Source organism: Xenorhabdus sp. SGI 60 (assembly GCF_056632175.1).
Genome location: NZ_CP196860.1, coordinates 890,517 through 909,185 on the forward strand (window position 1 = coordinate 890,517; position 18,669 = coordinate 909,185).

An 18,669-nucleotide genomic window follows, 5' to 3' on the forward strand; every position below is an offset into this window, starting at 1 on the left:
AACCTCAGACAACATATCCCTTGAGGACTACCTTGACAACACCTTGACGCCCTGCGCTACACACGGGGGCACAACCCCGGCTAGCACACTTGAGCTATTGAAGCGATCTGATGCAGTTCGCCCGCTGGTGTGACAACGGATAACCCTCTCAGCAGGTGAGCTTCCCCGGCCCCTGGAAAGCTGGCAGCGGGTCTGCTCCGAAAAAAGGCGGGGTCAGCCGCTCACGGCCAGCACCATCAGCCAAAAAGCTGACCCACCTGCGTAATCTGTTCAGTTGGCCTGGCGAAGCGGCAACACCTGCTGTACAACCCGGCCAAGCAGATGGTGCTGCCCCGGCAGGAGCGGCGTCTGCCATGGGGCTATGCTGAATGAGCAGGAAACCCGGCAGGTGCTCAGAGCCATGACGATCAGAGGGTGCTGGGGTTGCGCGATCGCGCCATGATGGAAATGTTTTGGAGCACAGGCCTGCGGCGCTCAGAAGCCCAGCGGTTACAGGTCAGTGACATTGACTTTGCCGCCCGGCGCGCTGTTTGTCCGGCAGGGCAAGGGGCGCAAAGACCGGGTTGTTCCCTTCGGCGAGTCGGCGCGCCACTGGCTGCAACGTTACCTGAATGAGGTGCGCCCGCGTCTGGTCTGGAAAAAAGACCTCGGCTATCTGTTCGTGTCACAACACGGTAATGCGCTGGCCGATGGCACCCTGACCCAGATAGTGCGCAATGCGTTGCATCGTGCCGGGATCTGGATAAACCGGGCGCGTGTCACCTGTTCCGGCATGGCATGGCGACCCAGATGTTAGAAAATGGGGCAGATACACGGCACATTCAGGCGATACTGGGTCATGCCAGTCTGGAATCGACGCAAATTTATACCCATGTTGCCGTCGGACACTTAAAAGAAGTGCATAAGCAGACCCACCCGGCAGAGCGGACGCCAGAGAGCCGCTCAGCCCGTGCCAGCAGTGAGCCGGATGCCGAACCGACGCCACAGAACACCGGACAGCCCGGCCGTCCCCGTTGAGTTCGCTGGGATCGGCGCGGGGCAGACCGTGGCCGGACTGCCCGTCAGCCCCGGCGCTCGCGGGGGTACGTGGGCAATGGGCAGCGTGGGCTTTGGTGTCCCCGTTCAGTCAGTGCAGGCCGCCCAAAGCCCACTCAACATAATGCAGGGAGATTGTGCGCAACTCGCCGGGTACGACATATTGTCCCGCTCACCCCCCGGGGAGCGGCTCGCAACGCACAATCTGCATTATGTCTGGCGCCCCCGCTTATCAGCATCGCAAGGTGCACCGCACAAGGCTGCGCCTTCTGCTGTCAGCTTCTGAGCCAGTTCAGCAAAAACCGTCAGCAAAAACCCGTTCTTCTTTAGCTGCCTTGCGTTGTTCCGGCAAACTTCCCGGTAGGCAGGTCGGCCTGCGGCCTCCGCGTTTACCTCCCCCGCCCCAACCCCGCTGCGACTGACTGCGCCCGGCTCGCAGTCGCTGTGCTCCTCGCTCGTTACTGTGCTCGCCATCTTTGCCCCATGCAGCCCCCGCAGGGGGCTTCCCTTGAGTAAAGTGCCCTCAAACAAAACCGTTACAACTTCGGCTTCCGTGCCTGAGAGCGTCGCAATGCGCCGCTGGCGGGTTCTTTGCCACCCGCACCCGCAGAACGTGCGCCCGCCGCCCAACAAGTTGGGCCGCGTTCGCCCGTTGCCGAAAGTGAAAAACCGCACAAAATCAGGTTGTTCAGCTCATCACAAGGAAAACAGTGAAGCTATACTGCATAACGGCTTGCGGCGGTAGCAGGGCAAAGCCGCGCCAAACAATCCCAAAAAAGGGGCGTCGGGGGGTGTCGGGGGTCAAAATGAGAGTCAAAGAAACGATCGCTATCAATCTGCCACTTCGGAAGCCTTGCCCGTTGTGCGGGCTGGCGTAAGCCCGGCGCGGTATTTGACTGCCTCCTGAGGCCGAAAGATCCCATGATCTTCCAGCTTTCTTATTTTTAAGAGCACTCACTCCCTGCCCTTAGTTGCTGTTGTAGTCGCCAAGCAGTTCCCGCATTCTGAGCTTAATCTCACTGAGCTGGTCTTGCTGGCGCTGGTACTGTTGCTTAATGCTGCGGGTGTCGTCACTGTCAGGAATAAGCACCAGACAGCCGTCCATAATCTTGACGGTCAGGGTACAACCCTTATCAAACCCGGCGGCCTTAAGCCACTGGCCTTTCAGGTGTATTGCAGGCGGGGCGGTGGCCTTGTTATTTTGCGGCACGTATCCCACGGTGTAATAACGTTCTGTTTTTGTCGCTTTATTTACTGCACGGTTTTGCTTAGAATGCGCCTTAGCCATCATTCAACTCCTATTTAGTTGCTTGTGGTGAGCGGCGTCGGCGTGTTACCAGCACACCAGCGCCGCGTAAATGCTTTCTCTTTAGCTGCCATTTCTCCATGCTCTACCGGGCGCATCGCTGATTCAACCCGGCTCTTCATAATCACCGCATCAATCAGTTTAATCACCGTTTCTTGTTCTTCCGGCTGTCACTCCTCAAGGGCTTTAAGTCGCTCAATTAACCGCGTGTTACTTAGCGGTAATTGCTCGTCAGACGAACCTAATAACAAATAATCAATCGACGTCGTAAATAACTCAGCCAGTTTTATCAGTTTATCCGCAGGCGGGATGTGCCATCCCGGATACGTACTTGTTTACTGCGAAAGTTGTAACCCAATCACGCCAGCGATTCTTTCTGTGTCCTCCGTTGTTGTTGCGCAATTCTTTTAGCCGTTGACCAAATGCCCGGCGCTGTTCTTAAGTCTCCATAATCTCTTCTGTCATATCAGCCATAAAGTGCTCCGGTATAAGGTGTGTTATTAAAACGACTTGCTTTACTATCGTATACATTATATAATATATCGCATAGCCACTTCAAAATAACTATTGACAGGTTTTTAAAGGACTATCGAAATGGCTCGCATTCCCGACGCAGAATTACAGCACCTGAAATCCGCTGTCTCTTTAGTTGCCGTTATTGAGCAGCAGGGGCGGCAGTTGTTTAAGCGCGGCAAAGACATGATCGTGCTGTGCCCGTTCCATGAGGAGAAAACGCCCTCGATGGTCATTACCCCGTCGAAAAATCTCTATCACTGCTTTGGCTGCGATGCGGGCGGTCGGTGCTCGACTGGGTGATGAAAACGGAGAATTTAAGCCTGCGCCATGCCGCCGAACGCTTAAAGGCCGTGCTGGGACACAATCCGGCGGTGGAGCCGCTGGCAGCGGTGCCGTCGGTGGCGGAGGGGAACGGGCGGCAGGCGCTGTTGCAGCGGGTGATCACCTTTTATCACCAGACACTGCTGAATGCGCCGGAAGCGCTGGCCTACCTGAAAAAACGCCGTCTCGATCATCCTGAGCTGGTCAGCCAGTTTAAACTGGGCTTTGCCAACCGCACTCTGGGTTATCGCTTGCCGGATAAAAAAACCAAGGCCGGAGCGGAGATCCGCGCGCAGTTGCAGACCATTGGCCTATTGCGGGACAGCGGGCAGGAACACTTCAGCGGCTCGCTGGTTGTGCCGGTGATCGGTCTGGAGGGTCAGGTGCTGGAGATGTACGGGCGTAAAATCTCCGAGCTTGCGGGCAGGCACACCGCGGCATCTGTATTTACCGGGTGAGCATGGCGGCGTCTGGAATGAAGCGGGGCTGAGGTTCGGCGTCCGTTATCTTGTGTGAATCGCTGATTGATGCGATGTCCTTCTGGTGTGCCGGCTTTCGCAATGTCACCTGTTCCTATGGCGTTCACGGCTTTACCGACGCCCATCGGGAAGCCCTCCGGCAACATGAGGTGCAACAGGTCTACATTGCCTATGACAATGATAACGCGGGCAATGACGCGGCGGTGCGGCTGGCGTCAGAGCTGCAACTGGCCGGGGGCTGGGATGTCTGGCAGGTGGTGTTCCGCCGAAGGCCGCGATGCCAATCGTTTTAGCTGCGAGGTGGCGAACCCGGAAACGGCCTTGGTCGGTTGTTGGCCAGGTGCTGGCATCGGCGCACATGGCTGGATTTGACGCGGCAGAAAGTGGAGCCAGGCAGCACCAAAATCCGCCGGTTCTTTGCGGCTGACCTGCGCCTGGCAGTGAACCGGGCGTGGTGACAACGCTTGAGGCCAACGGCGATATCGTTATCCGGAGGACGCACAGGAGTGGCGGTTGCGCGGGGGGCGCCAGCAAATCGGCGCGGTAATGAAAATCAATGTGCAGTTATTAGACAAAAACAGCGGCGCGCTGTTCGTCGATAGTCTCGATATCCTCAGCGCCCGGGCGCGTTCGGGGTTTGCGCGGCAGGCAAGTCAGGAGCTGGCACTGCCGGATACGCTGATCAAGCGGGCACTGGGGCGGGTGTTACTGGTGTCTGGAGCAACGGTCGTGGATGGCAGCAGAGACGGCGCAGTGCCGGCACTGAGGTCGAGCGTTGAGCAGCTTTGGTTTTGATGTTGCAAGATCCGGCGTTGGTCAGCCGTATCACCACTGATTTAGCTGCCTGTGGCGTGGTGGGTGAATCGACCAACCTGTTGGCCGCTTATCTGGCGGCGGTGAGCCGAAAGTTGCCCAAACCCTTAGCTGTCCTGATCCAGAGCAGCAGCGCCGCCGGCAAGAGCAGCCTGATGGATGCGGTGCTCAATCTGATCCCGGAAGAAGAACGCATCCAGTACAGCGCCATGACCGGCCAGAGCCTGTTTTATCTCGGTGAAACCCCTCTCCAGCACAAGATTTTAGCCATCGCGGAAGAAGAAGGTGTGCGGCAGGCAGCCTATGCGCTCAAGCTGTTGCAGAGTGATGGCGAACTAACGATGGCAAGCACGGGTAAAGATGAAGCGACGGGCAATCTGGTGACCAAAAGCTACACCGTCAAAGGCCCGGTGATGCTGATGCTCACCACCACCGCCATTGATGTGGATGAAGAGCTGCTCAATCGTTGTCTGGTGCTGACGGTCAACGAATCCCGCGAGCAAACCGAAGCTATCCATGCGGTACAGCGCCAGAAGCAGACACTCGCCGGCTTGCTGGCTGAGAACGAGCGCGACTATCTGACACAACTTCACCAGAACGCCCAGCGGCTGCTGAAACCGCTGAATGTGGTCAACCCCTATGCCGCCCGACTCACCTTCATGTCTGACAAAACCCGTACCCGCCGCGACCATATGAAATACCTGACGCTCATTCAGAGCATCGCCCTGCTGCACCAGCACCAGCGGGACATCAAAACGGCTGAGCATCGTGGCAAGAAGCTAGAATACATCGAAGTGACCCAAGACGATATCCGGCTTGCCAATCAGTTGGCGCATGAAATCTTAGGCCGGACACTGGACGAAATGCCGCCGCAGACGCGCAAGCTGTTATTACTGATCCAGGCGTGGGTCATGGAACAGCGGCCAGCTCCCAATGCCCTAAAATGCGGCTTTACCCGGAAGCAGTTACGGGATGCGGTACAGTGGGGCGATACCCAGCTCAAAGTGCATTTTCACGACTGGTTGAAATGGAATACCTGTTGCTGCACCGTCGCGGCCTGACGTTCGTCTTTCATATGAACTGCCGTTTGACGGCGACGACAGCGACACCGCGCACCTGTGCGGCCTGATTGAACCCTGCATGATAGGCTTTGTCTAAATAGCTAAGCGGTCGCCCTCTGGTCGGGGTTCAAGTCGGTCCCAGTCGGTCGGAATAGCAAAATTATCACAACGGTAGGCACAGTAAGGCTTTATCGAAAAGCGGTCGGACAACTTCAAAAAACACTGTTCCCGGCACCTTCATTTACCCCATCGTAACCGTACTTCCTGCTTCACACAGAAAGGACTTCTCACATCGACAACTTCACATGGCATTCGACAACACTCAGACAACATATCGAGGCCTTCCTCTACACCTTGGGCACAAGCCCTGCGCTATGCACACGGCAAACCTTTGTAGCATCTGGTGCAATTTACGGCTGGTGTGACTCCGAACGGGCAATAACCCTGCTCAGCAGGTCAGCTTCCCGGCTTCCCCGCTGGAAAGCTGGCAGCGGCTGTCTGCCCGAAAACGGGCGGGGTCAGCCGCTCACGGGCAGCACCATCGCGAAGAGCTGACCCACCTGCGTAATCTGTTCGGTTGGCTGGTGACTGGAACAGCAACACCTGCTGTACAACCCGGCGCAAGCGGCTGGTGCTGCCCCGGCAGGAGCGGCGTCTGCCATGGGGCATGCTGAATGAGCAGGAAACCCGGCAGGTTTTAGCCCTGACAACAATCACCCGCTGAGGTGCTGGGGATCCGCCATCGGGTTATGATGGAAACCTTATGGAGTACAGGCATGCGGCGCTCAGAAGTCCCAGCGGTTACAGGTCAGTGACATTGACTTTGCCGCCGGCGCGCTGTTTTGTCCGGCAGGGCAAGGGGCGCAAAGACCGGGTTGTTCCCTTCGGCGAGTCGGCGCGCCACTGGCTGCAACGTTACCTGAATGAGGTGCGCCCGCGTCTGGTCTGGGAAAAAAGATTCCGTGGCTATCTGTTCGTGTCACAAAAGGTTATGCGCTGGCCGATGGCACCCTGACCCAGATAGTGCGCAATGCGTTGCATCGTGCCGGGATCTGATAAACCGGGCGCGTGTCACCTGTTCCGGCATGGCATGGCGACCCAGATGTTAGAAAATGGGGCAGATACACGGCACATTCAGGCGATACTGGGTCATACGAAGCTAATCGACGCAAATTTATACCCATGTTGCCGTCGGACACTTAAAAGAAGTGCATAAGCAGACCCACCCGGCAGAGCGGACGCCAGAGAGCCGCTCTGCCCGTGCCAGCAGTGAGCCGGATGCCGAACCGACGCCACAGAACACCGGACAGCCCCGTCCCCTTAGTTGTGGATTGGGGGGGGACCGTGGTCGGCATGCCCGTCAGCCCCGGTGCCAGCGGGGGTAAATGGGCCATGGGCGGTAGTGGGTGATGTCCCCGTTCAGTCAGTGCAGGCCGCCCAAAGCCCACTTAACATAATGCAGGGAATTATACGCCACTCACCGGGCAGCGCCGCCGCCAGCCAGCGGCATCGTAAAGCGGCTCGCAGCGCAGAATCTGCATTATGTCTGGCGCCCCCGCGGGTCGGCATCGCAGGGGTGCTGGCGCACAAGGCTACGCCTTCTGCTCTAACCGCCGGAACCCATGCCTGCCAAACACCGCGCCAGACCCTGAGCACCGAGCCGACGTTTAGAAAAATCCCTTCTTCTTTAGCGGCCTTGCCCTTGGCTCAGGCCAACAACCCGGTAGGCAAGTCGGCCTGCGGCCTCCGCGTTCACCTCCCCCGCCCCGACCCCGCTGCGACGACTGCGCGCGGCTCGCAGTCGCTGTGCTCCTTGCTCGTTCCCGTGCTCGCCATCGCCGCCCCGTGCAGCCCCCGCAGGGGGCTTCCCTTAGCAACCCGGCGCGGTCATGCAAAGCCGATCTCCAGCTTAGGCTATCGTGCATCAGAGCGTCGCAGTGTGCCGCTTGCAGGCTCTATGCCGCCCGCCCCCGCAGAACACTGCCCACCGCCCTGCAAGCCGGCCGGCGTTCGCCCGTTGCCGTGAAAAACCGCACAAAAACCGGCTGTTCAGTCAATCACAAGGAAAAGGGGCGCTATACTGCACCACAGCTTGCGGCGGTAGCAGGGCAAAAAGCGCACCGGGGCAACATCGCAAAACAGGCCAAAAGTGCACATCGGCGTTTTAGGTTCGCGGGGATGGACGGAACAGGTAAAAATGGTTCTTTAACAAGCTGATAGTCAAAGAAAAAATCGCTTAAAACAGTATGACCGCACCGGAATCGTTCCTAAGACCCCCTGAATCTGGCAGGCGGGTTGAATCCTTATGGATATGTACATAATCCCGTTAAATATGTTGATCCTTTGGGCTTGATTCCTTGCCCTGTCAATAATGATAAGGCTAATCGTTTATTCTTCCATATGAAAGGTTAAAACCACCGACTTTAGTCGGTCAGCTTTAGCTGCAATACTGTGTTGTACTGGAGGTGCAACATGGATTACAGATACGGCAGTCACACAGTATTCCAGATTGAATATCATTTTGTGTGGGTAACAAAATACAGGTACAAAGTGCTGACAGGTGAAGTGGCTATACGGGTACGGGAATTAGTCCGTCAGACATGTGAAACGTTTGAAATCAGGATATTAAAGGGCGTAGTAAGCAAAGACCATATTCACATACTGGTGAGTAGTCCTCCGACATTAGCGCCCTCAGAAATCATGAGGAGACTGAAGGGAAGGACAGCGAGTAAGTTGTTTGAAGAATTTTCGCATCTGAAAAAGCGATACTGGGGTCAACATTTTTGGGGTAGAGGCTATTTTTGTGCCACGGTGGGTCAATTAACGGATGAGATGATAAGGGCCTATCTGGAGCATCATTTTGAACCGAACCCGGATGATAATTTCAGAATGGACGATTGACGCGTCGTTTAGCCGACGCGTATCCGGACTTTCAGTCCGTTAATCACTAACCCACCGACTTTAGTCGGTGGTTGTTCAGTTTTCATTGTTGGGGCAACCCATTCATTCACTGAACCATCTTTTTCTAAGTATTTCATATGACGGTACCCCGTTGATGGTAAGGTTGCACTCGGTCCATCTGGCCCAACATAAAAATCAGGTTTACTCGGTTCCCCTTTGTTACCAATCCTACCTGCCAGACCATATGGATCAACCCACTTCGCTGGATTATAAACATAAGAATACGGGTTAAAACCTCCCAGCAGCCCAATGGGGTCTTAGGAACGATTCCGGTGCGGTCATACTGTTTTAAGCGATTTTTTCTTTGACTATCAGCTTGTTAAAGAACCATTTTTACCTGTTCCGCCCATCCCCGCGAACCTAAAACGCCGATGTGCACTTTTGGCCTGTTTTGCGATGTTGCCCCGGTGCGCTTTTTGCCCTGCTACCGCCGCAAGTCGTTGTGCAGTATAGCGCCTCTGTTTCTTATTGATGGAGTAAACAACCTGATTTTGTGAGGGTTTTCACTTTCGGCAACGGACGAACGGGGGCCGGCTTGCCGGACGCCGGGCGGCCGTTCTGCGGGTGCGGGCGGCATAGAGCCTGCAAGCGGCGGCGATGGCGAGCAGGGCGCAGCCAGTGCAGCGGGGTTGGGGCGGGAGAGGTAAACGCGGAGGCCGCAGGCCGACCTGCCTACAGGGTTGTTGGCCTGCGCAACGCAAGGCCGCTAAAGATGAAGGGGTTTTGGCCGAACGGGGGCACGATGTTCCGGTCTGGTGCGGGTTTTTGGCAGGGATCGGCTCAGGCGGTTAGAGCAGAAGGCGCCAGCCTTGTGCGGCGGCACGTCTGCGGCGCCGATAAGCGGGGGCGCCAGACATAATGCAGATTAGGCGATGTGAGCCGCTCTTCGGGCGGTGAGCGGGACAGCAGGGCCGCCCGGCGAATTTCGCATAATCTCCCTGCATTATGTTAAATGGGCTTTGGGCGGCCAGTACACACGGGTTGGGGACACAGGGGCCGCCGCCGCCCATTGCCCATTTACCCCCGCAGACGCTGATGCCGACGGGCAGTCCGGCCACGGTCTGCCCCTGCACCGTACCCCGACGGACTCAACGGGGAGGATCGGACTGTCCCGTGCCCTGTGACGTCGGTTTGGCCTCAGACTCGCCACTGGCTCTGCCTGAACCGTTCTCTGGCGGTTCGGTATGGCAGTCGGCGTCCGGTTGGGTTTGGGGGGCACGCTCTGCCGGATGGGTCTGGCTGTGCATCTGCTTGAGCTGTTTGATGGCGACTCGCGTATAGACCTGGGTCGTGTTGATTTTCTCATGCCCCAGCATCGCCTGGATATGACGGATATCCGCGCCGTTGTCCAGCATCTGCGTCGCCATGGAGTGCCGGAACAGGTGGCAGGCACCCGGTTTGTCAAGCTGTGCCTGCTCCCGGATGGCTTCGGCAGCGATTTGCGTTAACATCCCCGGACTGATGGGTTTGCCCCATTTCGTAACGAACAGGTGTCCACTGTCATCACGCAGTGTTAACCGTGGCCGCGCATCTGCAACGTAACGGTCTACCCAGTCCAGCGCCCGCTCCCCGATGGGGATCACCCTGTCTTTGTGGCCTTTGCCTTGTCGTACCATCACCGCACCCCGTCCGAAGTCAATATCATTCAGCCGCAGATTGCGCAGCTCCCCGCGCCGGATTCCCCTGGAGTTTTGTTACCGCTTCTGCAGCATCGACAGCCATGTTATTGACACGTTTCGCTGCGCCAATAGCCATATCCGTCGCACGAAATTTATCAGCATTCTGCCGGGCGTTCTCTGTCACAGCCTGTAAGTTTTCTGCGGCTTTTGTCTGACCGGTCATAGCTAATATAGCGGCGCGTTCTTCTGCATCGGCATTCACAGAATTTATCATACCCGTGTCAAAGTAATCTCTTATCTGCGACCAAAGTCCTTTTTCTTCTTTGGTTTCCGGTAGTATTACTGCATTAGCTTCATGCGGCGGATTGGCTGCCCGTGGTGCCTGACCGACAATTTTACCGATGGTATTGCCTTCCCCGGTCGGGCTGTCATCCCGTACCTTTTGTGGTAACGGGGAGTTTGGTTTGGGCGGTTTACTAGGGGTATCAGGCGCTTTCGGGCTGGTCGACTCTTCTGCCTGAGTAGCCGCTTTGCTGTCTGCTCTGGTTCCGTTGTTTTCTACCATGGTTTCCTTCTTTATTCCCCGTTCATCCAAAATTTATCCCCGTGGCGCAACACCAGTTTGTTACCGGCCCGTACCGTTTTAGTATGCTCCTGTGGATGGCATTTACCGCCTACCGTGCCGCTTTTAACGCCATTGGCTACGCTAGGCTGGTCACCCAAGGTGGTGGGCACAAAACTGTGGGCAAACACCACCACGGGTTTGCCATTGGTACGCACGGTTTTCTCCGGGGCTGAGCTGTCCGCCAGTTTTGCTACGACCGGGTAGGGAATACCGCTCGCATCCGCTAACAGCGTTTTAGCCTGTTTGGTTATTGCTTCTGTCCCTGTTCTAACAGCGCCTTTCCTGCCTGCGATGTTGTGAGGGGCTTTTTCTCTTTCTCCCTGAATATGGTCTGTCTCCTAGTCATGCCGATGGAATATAAAATCGGCAATGGGCTTAACGGGGACATCGTCATATTCGGCAGGAAGGGAAAACCTCTTTTCGCACACCTGCTTTTCCCGTCTGACAATAAGCTGAAAATAGGGAGCTTCCTGTACTGAATAAGGCAGACATGTCCGGTTAAGCCAGAATGATTGGTTCCGTTCGTGATAAAAAATTCTGCCGGAAATAATAAGGAGTGGACAATTAAAAACCAAATAAAATCAAGTGGAAAAAAAAGGCGCGTTGTACAATCACAGTGTAAAAAGTTAAAAACATTGCCGTTGGAAAATAAATTTTCGCAATATTTACTCGGCGAGTGCATTATACTGAGTGATTTTGTGCCAAAAATCCAGGGGGTTTTATAACATAATGAATTACAAATAAAAAAATAGGTCTGGTTTTTAACATAAACCTCATTATTTCTATTTTGTGAACTTATTCACAAAATAGGTTATTTTGGAAAAATAGCTTTTTCATTCAGTTTGGCAGGACATTATCAGCGAATAAACCAAAGTTAAATACCGAATGAAAATTAGCACGAACCTGATTTGAACCAGCGACAGCAAGCATATGAAATAAATTCAACTAATATTCTTTTAATGTGGTCTGCGGTAATACAGTTTATAAGCAAAAAAGTCGGCCAGTGGTGAATTCAGTTACCACTGGCACGGGTTGATTTATCGAAAACCCTTAGATCTTATTCTGATATTCTTCAATGGAACTTGCTTAAGAAATAGATTTGAGGGTTTTGTCATAATATTAATTCCTGCATATTGCCTACATTTTCAATGAATTTATCGTCGTGGGAAATAAGTACCACCGCTCCTGTATAATCATGTAGCGCTTTTTGCAGCAGCTCACGTGATTCAATATCCAGATGGTTATCTGGTTCATCTAATAACAGCAGGGCAGGTGCATATGGCCCACAAAACAGGCAAGCCAGCGCGACTTTAAGTTGTTCTCCTCCACTGAGATAACCGACAGGTTTCAAGGCTTCTTCACCGCGAATCCGCAATTGTGCCAACCGAGTACGGTAACGATCTTCTGTCCAGCCTGGTGACTGTAATTGAAAGTTATGTAGTGCAGATTGGTTTTTATCAAGGAACGAAAAATGCTGATCCATCAGACTGTGTGACGGGGTGATACGACAGATACCCTGTTTCGGAACCAGTGAACCCGTCATTACCTTTAATAAGGTGGATTTTCCGCTACCATTTTTACCAGTGATAGCCAAGCGATCACCATTATTGATGGTTAAACTGATGGGAGTACCGGAGCCGAAGGGCAGAATGATATTCTGAAGATAAAGTAACGGAGAAGTTGCAGCTTGTGGAGTCGCAACAGCGATTGATAGTGGATCGATAATTTCGAGTTTTGCTCTGGCTTCTGTGGCTAATGAAAAGCTGCGTTGCAATCGCTCTTCATTCTGTTTTGCTATCCGTGATAATGTTGCTTCTGAGCGTCCTAATGCTTGATCAAGAAGGATTTTAGCCTGATTGGCATTTTCCCGCCGTTGCTTCCCCTGACTTTGCCTTTTGCTGGTCTTCTCATGATCTTTTTGCTTATCACGTAAGGCTTGTTTTAGGCTTTTTCTGGTTTGATCCACTTCACGTTGAATGCCCAGCCGTAGTTGCTCTTTACTTTCCAGCCAAGTTTCCCATCCACCGATACTGCGGGATAACCCTAATCCGCTGAGTTCGTAAACAACCGATACATGCTGTAATAGTTGGGTATCATGGGTAACCAGCAGAACTCCGCCATCAAAAGCACTTAACCATTGAGCTAGCCAAAGGCGGCCTTGTCGGTCAAGGTGATTGTTTGGTTCATCCAGAATCATAAAACCGGCGCCTTGACGTTTCAGCGCCAACAACCTGATCCGTGTTTGTTCCCCACCGCTCAAGGAATTAACAGGTTGATTTAATACGCTTGGATTGAGTTCACCTTCAGCCAGTAAAGACTCAGTTTGAAATTGCCAATCCCAGTTTCCTTCTATAACATCAAAATCTGCTTCATCACCAACTCCAGCCAGGACACGTTCATTGGCGCTCATGATTTTGGTTAACCCCAGCATATCCGCGGCATTACCGGAAAAAGGTGTTAAACCTTGTGACAAATAACCCACCTCACAAAAATGTTTTACACTACCTTCTGTGGGAAGGATCTGTTGTGCCAGTATTGATGCCAGCCAGGATTTACCAATACCATTGCGCCCAACTAGCGCATATTTTTCTGTATTTAAGAATATATCGATACCAGAAAATAGCGACGTTGTTTCACCAGAAAATTGATAGGCGATTTGCCGTGCTTCGATCAATGATTGAACATCATTTAGCATAAACCGTGCTTCCTTAATGCTTAAAATAGTCGTTTTAATCTATTTGTAAGTTAATTTTTGACACTGTTTACAGCTTGTTTTCACATGATTTTTTTTCCAGAGAGGTAATTGGTAATTAAAAACGATGACACTTTGTTGCATGAAATACAAATTTGCAGCCTAAACTCATTCTAATGTAATCTGCAAGGGATAGTTACTTAAGTTGAATAATAGACGGTAAGAAAAGCGATTATGGAAAAAAAACATCTGCATATTGCAGCAGGTATTATTAAAAATAGCAATGATGAAATTTTTATCACTCAGCGTAGGGCTGATTCACATATGGGAGGTTTTTGGGAGTTTCCCGGAGGAAAACGCGAACAGGGAGAAACATCCGAACAAGCATTGATTAGAGAATTAAAGGAAGAAGTTGGGATCACAGTAACGCGCTGTGAATTAATTGATACCATCAAACATGATTTTCCTGATAGAAGTATTACCCTTGATTTTTTCCTGGTTGATGAATGGGAAAACGAGCCGTTTGGTAAAGAAGGGCAACCTTCCCGTTGGGTTTTACAATCAGAATTAATTGCTGATGAATTTCCTCCAGCAAACCGTAGTCTTGTAGGCTTTCTAACCCAAAATAGTCCCTGCTAAAGGATTTTTAATAAATTAGGGTAGTTAAATCATTCAATATAAGCGGCGCCAAATAAAACAGGCACCGCTATAACATACGTTACGTGATATTAAGACTCTTCGCTCCAGTTATCATTTTCTGAACTGTCATTTTGGCTTGCTATTCGCTTTTCTTCGCTGGCCCATTCACCCAAGTCGATTAATTGGCAACGTTTACTGCAAAATGGGCGATGTGGACTAATTTCTCCCCATACTACCGTGTTGCCACACGTTGGACACTCGACTGTCAATACTTCAGACATAATACTTTCTCCCGCTTGATTTGAAGGTCATACCCTCCATTTTCACATCGCAGCTTGAAATTTATTGGGCCTATGTTAACAGCAGGCCAATTCAAATGACAAATGGGCAGGTACAACACCATGTTCACTATCCATTGGTAAAAAACGGATAGCGAAACGTGTTTTGTAGCCGGAGACTTGTGGGTAAACCAATGTATCTGGCACCACGTCCAATTTTAATCTCAACAAATCGGCTTCATCAGCATTCCCCTGATAAAATCCGTTATGGCTGATTTTAGGGGTGAAAGCGGCGGAGTGGCGTATGAGTTCCAGAATGTTTTCTAAGGCTTGTTGTAACGGACAAAGGCTGTCCAGCCAGGCTGTGACAGATTTATCCCTGGCAGATTGTGGTAAATGTAGCCACAGGTGCAATGTTGGCAAGTCAAAGCTACAACATCCTCCAGGAATGCTGAGACGTTGACGTACCATGCTGATAATCCGATCTTCTTTGATAAATTGGCTAAGCCGTGGAGCTTGGTTCAAGGCAATACTGCGTTCTTTAAGTTGCTCTGTCAAACTATGGATCATAGCCGTATCGGCATTCGGAGCGCCGAGCCATTGTTTTAATTTCGCTTGCTGGCGATCCAGCTCTTTCAATAGCTCAGAGCGGACTTCACCGCGTTCCATGATCTCAATTAATTCAGCAATTGTACGGAAAAACGAAAGGCTACTCGCCTGAGAATTCAGATGACGTTGTTTTTCCAACTGTTGCAGTGAAGACTCAATTCTCAACCATGAACGCATTTTTTCATTGAGTGGATGTTCAAAAATAATAGTGGATGGTGCATCACTCATTACGGTTTTCCTGTCTGACTGATTTTGCTTGTTTTAAATACTGTTGATGTAGCTCGACCACACGAGAGGTAATATCTTGTTCACTGCTGTGGTTAACGATGACATCATCTGCCTTTTCCAGTCTGTCCTGACGGCTGGCCTGTGCAGCCAGAATATTTTCTACTTGCTCACGGCTTACTCCATCACGAGCCATGGTTCGGGTAATCTGTACTTCAACTGGGACATCAACAACTAAAACACGATCTGCCAAATGCATTAAATTGTTTTCAATGAGCAAAGGAACAACCCAGATGACATAGGGAGCAGTCACCTGGTTTAATTGCTGCTGTGTTTCTGTTTGGATCAGTGGATGTAAAAGTGTATTGAGCCACTGTTTCTCTTCTGGGGCAGCGAAAATTTTTTGGCGCAACATTGCGCGATTAAGGCTACTATCGGGCAATAATATATTGGCCCCAAAGTGCGCGGTGATTGCTTGTAGTGCGGGGGTACCAGGAGCTACAACTTCTCTGGCGATAATATCTGCATCAACAAACGGGACACCAAGGGATGAAAATGCATTAGAGATAGTCGTTTTACCGCTACCAATTCCACCCGTAAGTGCAACAATATAAGTCATTCTATCCCTTTAAATATCTCTGATAGCATAATCAAATTGTAACTCAAGGGACGCTGATGGGCTATAAACAAACACGTACAATTCCTGCTTTGGCAGCCTTGGGAAAAGATAACGAAACATGTAATTACCTTGTTAAGTTAATATTGCACCTAATTGAAAAATAGGCAGGTACATAGCTAGCAATAATAAACCGACAATCAAGGCCATTATTAACATCAACAAAGGTTCTAATGATTGAACCAATCTATCAGCAAGGTTGATTGATTTTTCTTGATACCATTCTGCAAGATTGAATAAAAATAATTCTAATTCTCCTGATTCTTCACCTATCATGACAAATTGTTGGCATAGCGCAGGGAAATATGCTGTTTGTTTTAATGCGTCACTCATTGATATGCCTTGTTGAATTTGCCTGTGCAGGTTTTTCACACCAGCGATAAAAACAGGATGCTGAGTTGCACTAAGGGCACATTCAAGCCCCGCAATTAGTGTTAATCCCGCTTTTTGTGTCATAAACAGGATATGAAATATTTGATTAGTTTGTTGATAAATTGTGAGTTGCTTAAAAATAGGGAATCTCAGGAAGAGCATTTTTTCTTTTGCTTTAAAAGTGGGAAAACGGTGACGTAGCCATAGATAACTGGTTAATAATATAAATATTATTAACAATAGTAATACGCCATGATGGATCAATAAATCAGATCCTGATAGAACCCACTGTGTTAACAAGGGCAGGCTGGCATTTAGCGAAGAATAGATTTGTCGGAATTCTGGCAGAACAAAGATCAACATCAGAATAATAACCAAAAAGCTCACAAAAGCGACTATCAAGGGATAGTGATAAGCCTTTTGAATTTTCTTCCCCAGCCTATTTTGCTGCTCCAACCGATTAATGATTAATTGGCAGCAGTTTTCAAGCTGACCGGTTTGTTCTCCTACTGCGATAAGTTGACAGAACAAGGGAGAAAATAGCTTCGGATAGTGTTCGAGTGTGGAGGAGAATGCCTCTCCCTGACGAATTTTCTGAATTATATCCATCAATACACATCGCCAGAGAGCATATTTACATTCTTGCAGTAAAATAGTCAGTCCCTTGAGTAAAGGGATGCCTGAAGTCAGTAACGTACTTAACTGATGAATAAAATGCAGGCGATAGGCAATTTCCTTTTTGCTGTAATAAATAATTTTTTTACATTTAATGGTATAGGGTTGAAGATCGAGATGGCTGAGGTATTGGAATACACTTTTTTTACTGTGCCCAATACTCTCCCCTGTTATGGCTTTTCCATTCTTGTTAATTGCCTGCCATTGGTAAATATATTCTATTTTCATACTGTCTCATGGCCTGTAATCTGATAAATCTCTTCAAGAGTGGTTATTCCTTTTTTCGCTAATGTCAGTCCTGCTGAAAAAAGCGTTGTATCTTGTTGTGAGGCAAGTAGATGTGAGAAGCTGGCGTTAGAACACTCAGACAGGGCTTGCTGGAGTTCAGGTTTGATTTCGAGAAATTCATAGATGGCAGTTCTGCCGTAATAGCCAGAAAAACAGTGATCACAACCGACCGCATTCCATTTTTTTATAGATGTTAAACCAGTAATATTAGGGATCTCTGTGGATATACTGTCTTGTTGTCGGCAATGGGGACAGAGCTTACGAACCAGTCGCTGTGCAATAATTAATTTCACACATGAGGCTGTGGTATAGCCAGAAATTCCCAGATTATGCAGTCGAGATAACGTATCAATAGTGGAGTTGGTATGCAGGGTTGATAAAACCAAGTGGCCTGTTTGAGCTGCTTTCATTGATATTTCAGCGGTTTCATTGTCACGGATCTCGCCAACCATAATAATATCGGGATCTTGCCGCAATAATGCTCTGAGAACTTTGGCGAAATCGAGACTAATTTTGTTATTAACTGGCGTTTGGTTGATGCCATTTAAAGGAATTTCGACAGGATCTTCGACACTACAGATATTTTTTGGAGCCTGATTTAAATATTTCAGGCAGCTATATAGTGTGACAGTCTTCCCGCTGCCAGTCGGGCCAGTGACTAAAATCATCCCTTGTGGTAAATGGAGTTTCTGTTGTAAAAGTTGTAATTGTGGTTCAGGCAACCCTAACTGTTCCAGAGATAGTTGATGTATGGTATTTAAAATACGCAGGACTATTTTTTCTCCATGTAGTGTGGGGAGTGTTGATATACGAATCGCATAACTGTTTTTGTTATCACTCCAGTCAAATTGCCCATCTTGAGGCTGACGTTTTTCAGCAATATTGAGTTTTGCCATGATTTTTAAGCGAGCAGGAATACCCGTATTCATTTGAGGAGGAGGTGCCTGCATGGTATGTAATGTACCATCAACTCGAATACGTATTTGGTAACCATGTTGAGATGGTTCAAAATGAATATCTGAAGCTCTTTTTTGTATTGAAGTTAATATTGTCAGATTAATTAATTGAATAATGGGCGTGTCTATTTCTTCACCATGGAGATTGTTGGTTTGTGTTGCATCATGATAATGAGTATGGTGGCTATCAAGGCGATCTATACGGTACGGTTCCTCTTCATCACTTTCTGAACAGTAATTTTTTGCTGACATTAATGAATTTTCTTGTGTCAACATCGACTCTATTTTTGCTTGTGGCCAAATATCTACATTAACGATTAAACCTGAAATAAATCTCAGTGCGGCAATGAAATCCTCATTAGGTGGTTTATTACAGGCAATTGTGATTGTATGGGAATCTTTTTTTATAATAATGGCCTGATGTCGTTGACACAGCTCTTTTATTTCTTTTTCCATTAAGAGGTTATCCTTATTTATCATTATCTTTATTCCTTTAATATTGGCGTGACTTAATTGTTTTCTC

General features: G+C 49.9%; 27 protein-coding genes and 3 pseudogenes. 14 read left to right on the forward strand and 16 right to left on the reverse strand.

The genetic code is table 11. The annotated features are described in order from the left end of the window. Positions 1-148: 148 nt before the first annotated feature. Positions 149-355: a hypothetical protein gene (locus ACSJJG_RS04035; protein ID WP_481088581.1), complete on the reverse strand. Its 207-nt coding sequence runs from the start codon at positions 353-355 to the stop codon at positions 149-151. 68 nt (positions 356-423) lie between these two features. Between ACSJJG_RS04035 and ACSJJG_RS04040 the strand changes: the two genes are divergently transcribed. The 3 genes from ACSJJG_RS04040 to ACSJJG_RS04050 are packed head-to-tail and all read left to right on the forward strand — an operon-like array spanning position 424 to position 1,017. Further along, complete coding sequence (locus ACSJJG_RS04040; RefSeq protein WP_481088582.1) at positions 424-615, forward strand: tyrosine-type recombinase/integrase; 192 nt, start codon at positions 424-426, stop codon at positions 613-615. Then, entirely contained in the window at positions 527-796 is a 270-nt protein-coding gene (locus ACSJJG_RS04045; protein WP_481090372.1) for a tyrosine-type recombinase/integrase, read from the forward strand. The genes ACSJJG_RS04040 and ACSJJG_RS04045 overlap by 89 nt, the downstream gene beginning before the upstream one ends. Beyond that, positions 790-1,017: a tyrosine-type recombinase/integrase gene (locus tag ACSJJG_RS04050; protein WP_481088583.1), complete on the forward strand. Its 228-nt coding sequence runs from the start codon at positions 790-792 to the stop codon at positions 1,015-1,017. The genes ACSJJG_RS04045 and ACSJJG_RS04050 overlap by 7 nt, the downstream gene beginning before the upstream one ends. Positions 1,018-1,866: 849 nt before the next feature. Here the strand turns inward: ACSJJG_RS04050 and ACSJJG_RS04055 are convergent. The 3 genes and pseudogenes from ACSJJG_RS04055 to ACSJJG_RS04065 all read right to left on the reverse strand — a co-directional run. Continuing rightward, positions 1,867-1,989 (reverse strand): hypothetical protein, encoded by a 123-nt coding sequence (locus ACSJJG_RS04055; protein WP_481088584.1) that lies wholly within the window; start codon positions 1,987-1,989, stop codon positions 1,867-1,869. Positions 1,990-2,002: 13 nt separating this feature from the next. Continuing rightward, a complete protein-coding gene (locus ACSJJG_RS04060) occupies positions 2,003-2,323 on the reverse strand; it encodes a SymE family type I addiction module toxin (RefSeq protein WP_481090371.1) in 321 nt (106 codons plus the stop codon). Positions 2,324-2,424: 101 nt separating this feature from the next. Then, positions 2,425-2,743, reverse strand: a pseudogene (locus ACSJJG_RS04065) (helix-turn-helix domain-containing protein); the annotation flags it as partial. A 192-nt stretch (positions 2,744-2,935) separates the two neighbouring features. On the opposite strand from ACSJJG_RS04065, the gene ACSJJG_RS04070 reads away from it, so the two are divergent. The 5 genes and pseudogenes from ACSJJG_RS04070 to ACSJJG_RS04090 all read left to right on the forward strand — a co-directional run. Beyond that, positions 2,936-3,157 carry a CHC2 zinc finger domain-containing protein gene (locus ACSJJG_RS04070; protein ID WP_481088585.1) on the forward strand — a complete coding sequence of 74 codons (222 nt, stop codon included), beginning with the start codon at positions 2,936-2,938 and terminating at the stop codon, positions 3,155-3,157. After that, on the forward strand, positions 3,157-3,636 hold the full coding sequence (locus ACSJJG_RS04075) for a hypothetical protein (RefSeq protein ID WP_481088586.1): 480 nt from the start codon (positions 3,157-3,159) through the stop codon (positions 3,634-3,636). The genes ACSJJG_RS04070 and ACSJJG_RS04075 overlap by 1 nt, the downstream gene beginning before the upstream one ends. 74 nt (positions 3,637-3,710) lie before the next feature. After that, positions 3,711-3,950, forward strand: coding sequence for a toprim domain-containing protein (locus ACSJJG_RS04080; protein ID WP_481090373.1), 240 nt, complete (start codon positions 3,711-3,713; stop codon positions 3,948-3,950). A 253-nt stretch (positions 3,951-4,203) separates the two neighbouring features. Beyond that, a complete protein-coding gene (locus tag ACSJJG_RS04085) occupies positions 4,204-4,452 on the forward strand; it encodes a hypothetical protein (protein ID WP_481088587.1) in 249 nt (82 codons plus the stop codon). Between the two features lie 2 nt (positions 4,453-4,454). Next, positions 4,455-5,628: pseudogene (locus ACSJJG_RS04090) on the forward strand (DNA primase); the annotation flags it as partial. Between the two features lie 359 nt (positions 5,629-5,987). Here ACSJJG_RS04090 and ACSJJG_RS04095 read toward each other — a convergent pair. Further along, positions 5,988-6,200, reverse strand: a complete 213-nt coding sequence (locus tag ACSJJG_RS04095) for a hypothetical protein (protein WP_481088588.1) — start codon at positions 6,198-6,200, stop codon at positions 5,988-5,990. A 142-nt stretch (positions 6,201-6,342) separates the two neighbouring features. On the opposite strand from ACSJJG_RS04095, the gene ACSJJG_RS04100 reads away from it, so the two are divergent. From ACSJJG_RS04100 to ACSJJG_RS04110, 3 genes are all read left to right on the forward strand, one after another. Further along, the gene (locus ACSJJG_RS04100) at positions 6,343-6,546 is read left to right on the forward strand and encodes a hypothetical protein (RefSeq protein WP_481088589.1); all 204 of its coding nucleotides are present in this window, start codon (positions 6,343-6,345) and stop codon (positions 6,544-6,546) included. An 87-nt stretch (positions 6,547-6,633) separates the two neighbouring features. After that, positions 6,634-6,747 (forward strand): hypothetical protein, encoded by a 114-nt coding sequence (locus tag ACSJJG_RS04105; RefSeq protein WP_481090374.1) that lies wholly within the window; start codon positions 6,634-6,636, stop codon positions 6,745-6,747. Beyond that, on the forward strand, positions 6,740-6,916 hold the full coding sequence (locus ACSJJG_RS04110; protein ID WP_481088590.1) for a hypothetical protein: 177 nt from the start codon (positions 6,740-6,742) through the stop codon (positions 6,914-6,916). The genes ACSJJG_RS04105 and ACSJJG_RS04110 overlap by 8 nt, the downstream gene beginning before the upstream one ends. A gap of 34 nt (positions 6,917-6,950) precedes the next feature. Here the strand turns inward: ACSJJG_RS04110 and ACSJJG_RS04115 are convergent, their stop codons facing one another. Beyond that, positions 6,951-7,187 carry a hypothetical protein gene (locus tag ACSJJG_RS04115; RefSeq protein ID WP_481088591.1) on the reverse strand — a complete coding sequence of 79 codons (237 nt, stop codon included), beginning with the start codon at positions 7,185-7,187 and terminating at the stop codon, positions 6,951-6,953. Positions 7,188-8,003: 816 nt separating this feature from the next. On the opposite strand from ACSJJG_RS04115, the gene tnpA reads away from it, so the two are divergent. Then, positions 8,004-8,432 carry an IS200/IS605 family transposase gene (tnpA, locus tag ACSJJG_RS04120; protein ID WP_189761458.1) on the forward strand — a complete coding sequence of 143 codons (429 nt, stop codon included), beginning with the start codon at positions 8,004-8,006 and terminating at the stop codon, positions 8,430-8,432. An 8-nt stretch (positions 8,433-8,440) separates the two neighbouring features. Here tnpA and ACSJJG_RS04125 read toward each other — a convergent pair whose 3' ends face one another. After that, the gene (locus tag ACSJJG_RS04125) at positions 8,441-8,569 is read right to left on the reverse strand and encodes a hypothetical protein (RefSeq protein WP_282885513.1); all 129 of its coding nucleotides are present in this window, start codon (positions 8,567-8,569) and stop codon (positions 8,441-8,443) included. A 520-nt stretch (positions 8,570-9,089) separates the two neighbouring features. Here ACSJJG_RS04125 and ACSJJG_RS04130 point away from each other — a divergent pair. After that, on the forward strand, positions 9,090-9,284 hold the full coding sequence (locus ACSJJG_RS04130) for a hypothetical protein (RefSeq protein WP_282885512.1): 195 nt from the start codon (positions 9,090-9,092) through the stop codon (positions 9,282-9,284). A gap of 296 nt (positions 9,285-9,580) precedes the next feature. On the opposite strand, the pseudogene ACSJJG_RS04135 reads toward ACSJJG_RS04130, so the two are convergent. The 4 genes and pseudogenes from ACSJJG_RS04135 to ACSJJG_RS04150 form a co-directional block, all read right to left on the reverse strand. Beyond that, positions 9,581-10,180: pseudogene (locus ACSJJG_RS04135) on the reverse strand (tyrosine-type recombinase/integrase); the annotation flags it as partial. Further along, on the reverse strand, positions 10,134-10,676 hold the full coding sequence (locus ACSJJG_RS04140; protein ID WP_193836351.1) for a hypothetical protein: 543 nt from the start codon (positions 10,674-10,676) through the stop codon (positions 10,134-10,136). The gene ACSJJG_RS04140 and the pseudogene ACSJJG_RS04135, both read right to left, overlap by 47 nt. Before the next feature lie 11 nt (positions 10,677-10,687). Beyond that, positions 10,688-11,062 carry a DUF4150 domain-containing protein gene (locus tag ACSJJG_RS04145; RefSeq protein WP_481090375.1) on the reverse strand — a complete coding sequence of 125 codons (375 nt, stop codon included), beginning with the start codon at positions 11,060-11,062 and terminating at the stop codon, positions 10,688-10,690. Between the two features lie 785 nt (positions 11,063-11,847). Next, positions 11,848-13,431, reverse strand: a complete 1,584-nt coding sequence (locus ACSJJG_RS04150; protein WP_481088592.1) for an ATP-binding cassette domain-containing protein — start codon at positions 13,429-13,431, stop codon at positions 11,848-11,850. 231 nt (positions 13,432-13,662) lie between these two features. On the opposite strand from ACSJJG_RS04150, the gene mutT reads away from it, so the two are divergent. After that, on the forward strand, positions 13,663-14,067 hold the full coding sequence (mutT, locus tag ACSJJG_RS04155) for an 8-oxo-dGTP diphosphatase MutT (protein WP_481088593.1): 405 nt from the start codon (positions 13,663-13,665) through the stop codon (positions 14,065-14,067). Between the two features lie 89 nt (positions 14,068-14,156). Here mutT and yacG read toward each other — a convergent pair whose 3' ends face one another. The 5 genes from yacG to gspE form a co-directional block, all read right to left on the reverse strand. Next, positions 14,157-14,348 carry a DNA gyrase inhibitor YacG gene (gene yacG, locus ACSJJG_RS04160; protein WP_481088594.1) on the reverse strand — a complete coding sequence of 64 codons (192 nt, stop codon included), beginning with the start codon at positions 14,346-14,348 and terminating at the stop codon, positions 14,157-14,159. A gap of 75 nt (positions 14,349-14,423) precedes the next feature. Next, positions 14,424-15,182, reverse strand: coding sequence for a cell division protein ZapD (gene zapD / locus ACSJJG_RS04165; protein ID WP_481088595.1), 759 nt, complete (start codon positions 15,180-15,182; stop codon positions 14,424-14,426). Beyond that, positions 15,175-15,798, reverse strand: a complete 624-nt coding sequence (gene coaE, locus ACSJJG_RS04170) for a dephospho-CoA kinase (RefSeq protein WP_481088596.1) — start codon at positions 15,796-15,798, stop codon at positions 15,175-15,177. Before coaE ends, zapD begins: the two co-directional genes overlap by 8 nt. Before the next feature lie 132 nt (positions 15,799-15,930). Next, positions 15,931-17,130, reverse strand: a complete 1,200-nt coding sequence (hofC, locus tag ACSJJG_RS04175; protein WP_481088597.1) for a protein transport protein HofC — start codon at positions 17,128-17,130, stop codon at positions 15,931-15,933. Beyond that, a complete protein-coding gene (gspE, locus tag ACSJJG_RS04180) occupies positions 17,127-18,626 on the reverse strand; it encodes a type II secretion system protein GspE (protein WP_481088598.1) in 1,500 nt (499 codons plus the stop codon). Before gspE ends, hofC begins: the two co-directional genes overlap by 4 nt. Positions 18,627-18,669 lie beyond the last annotated feature (43 nt).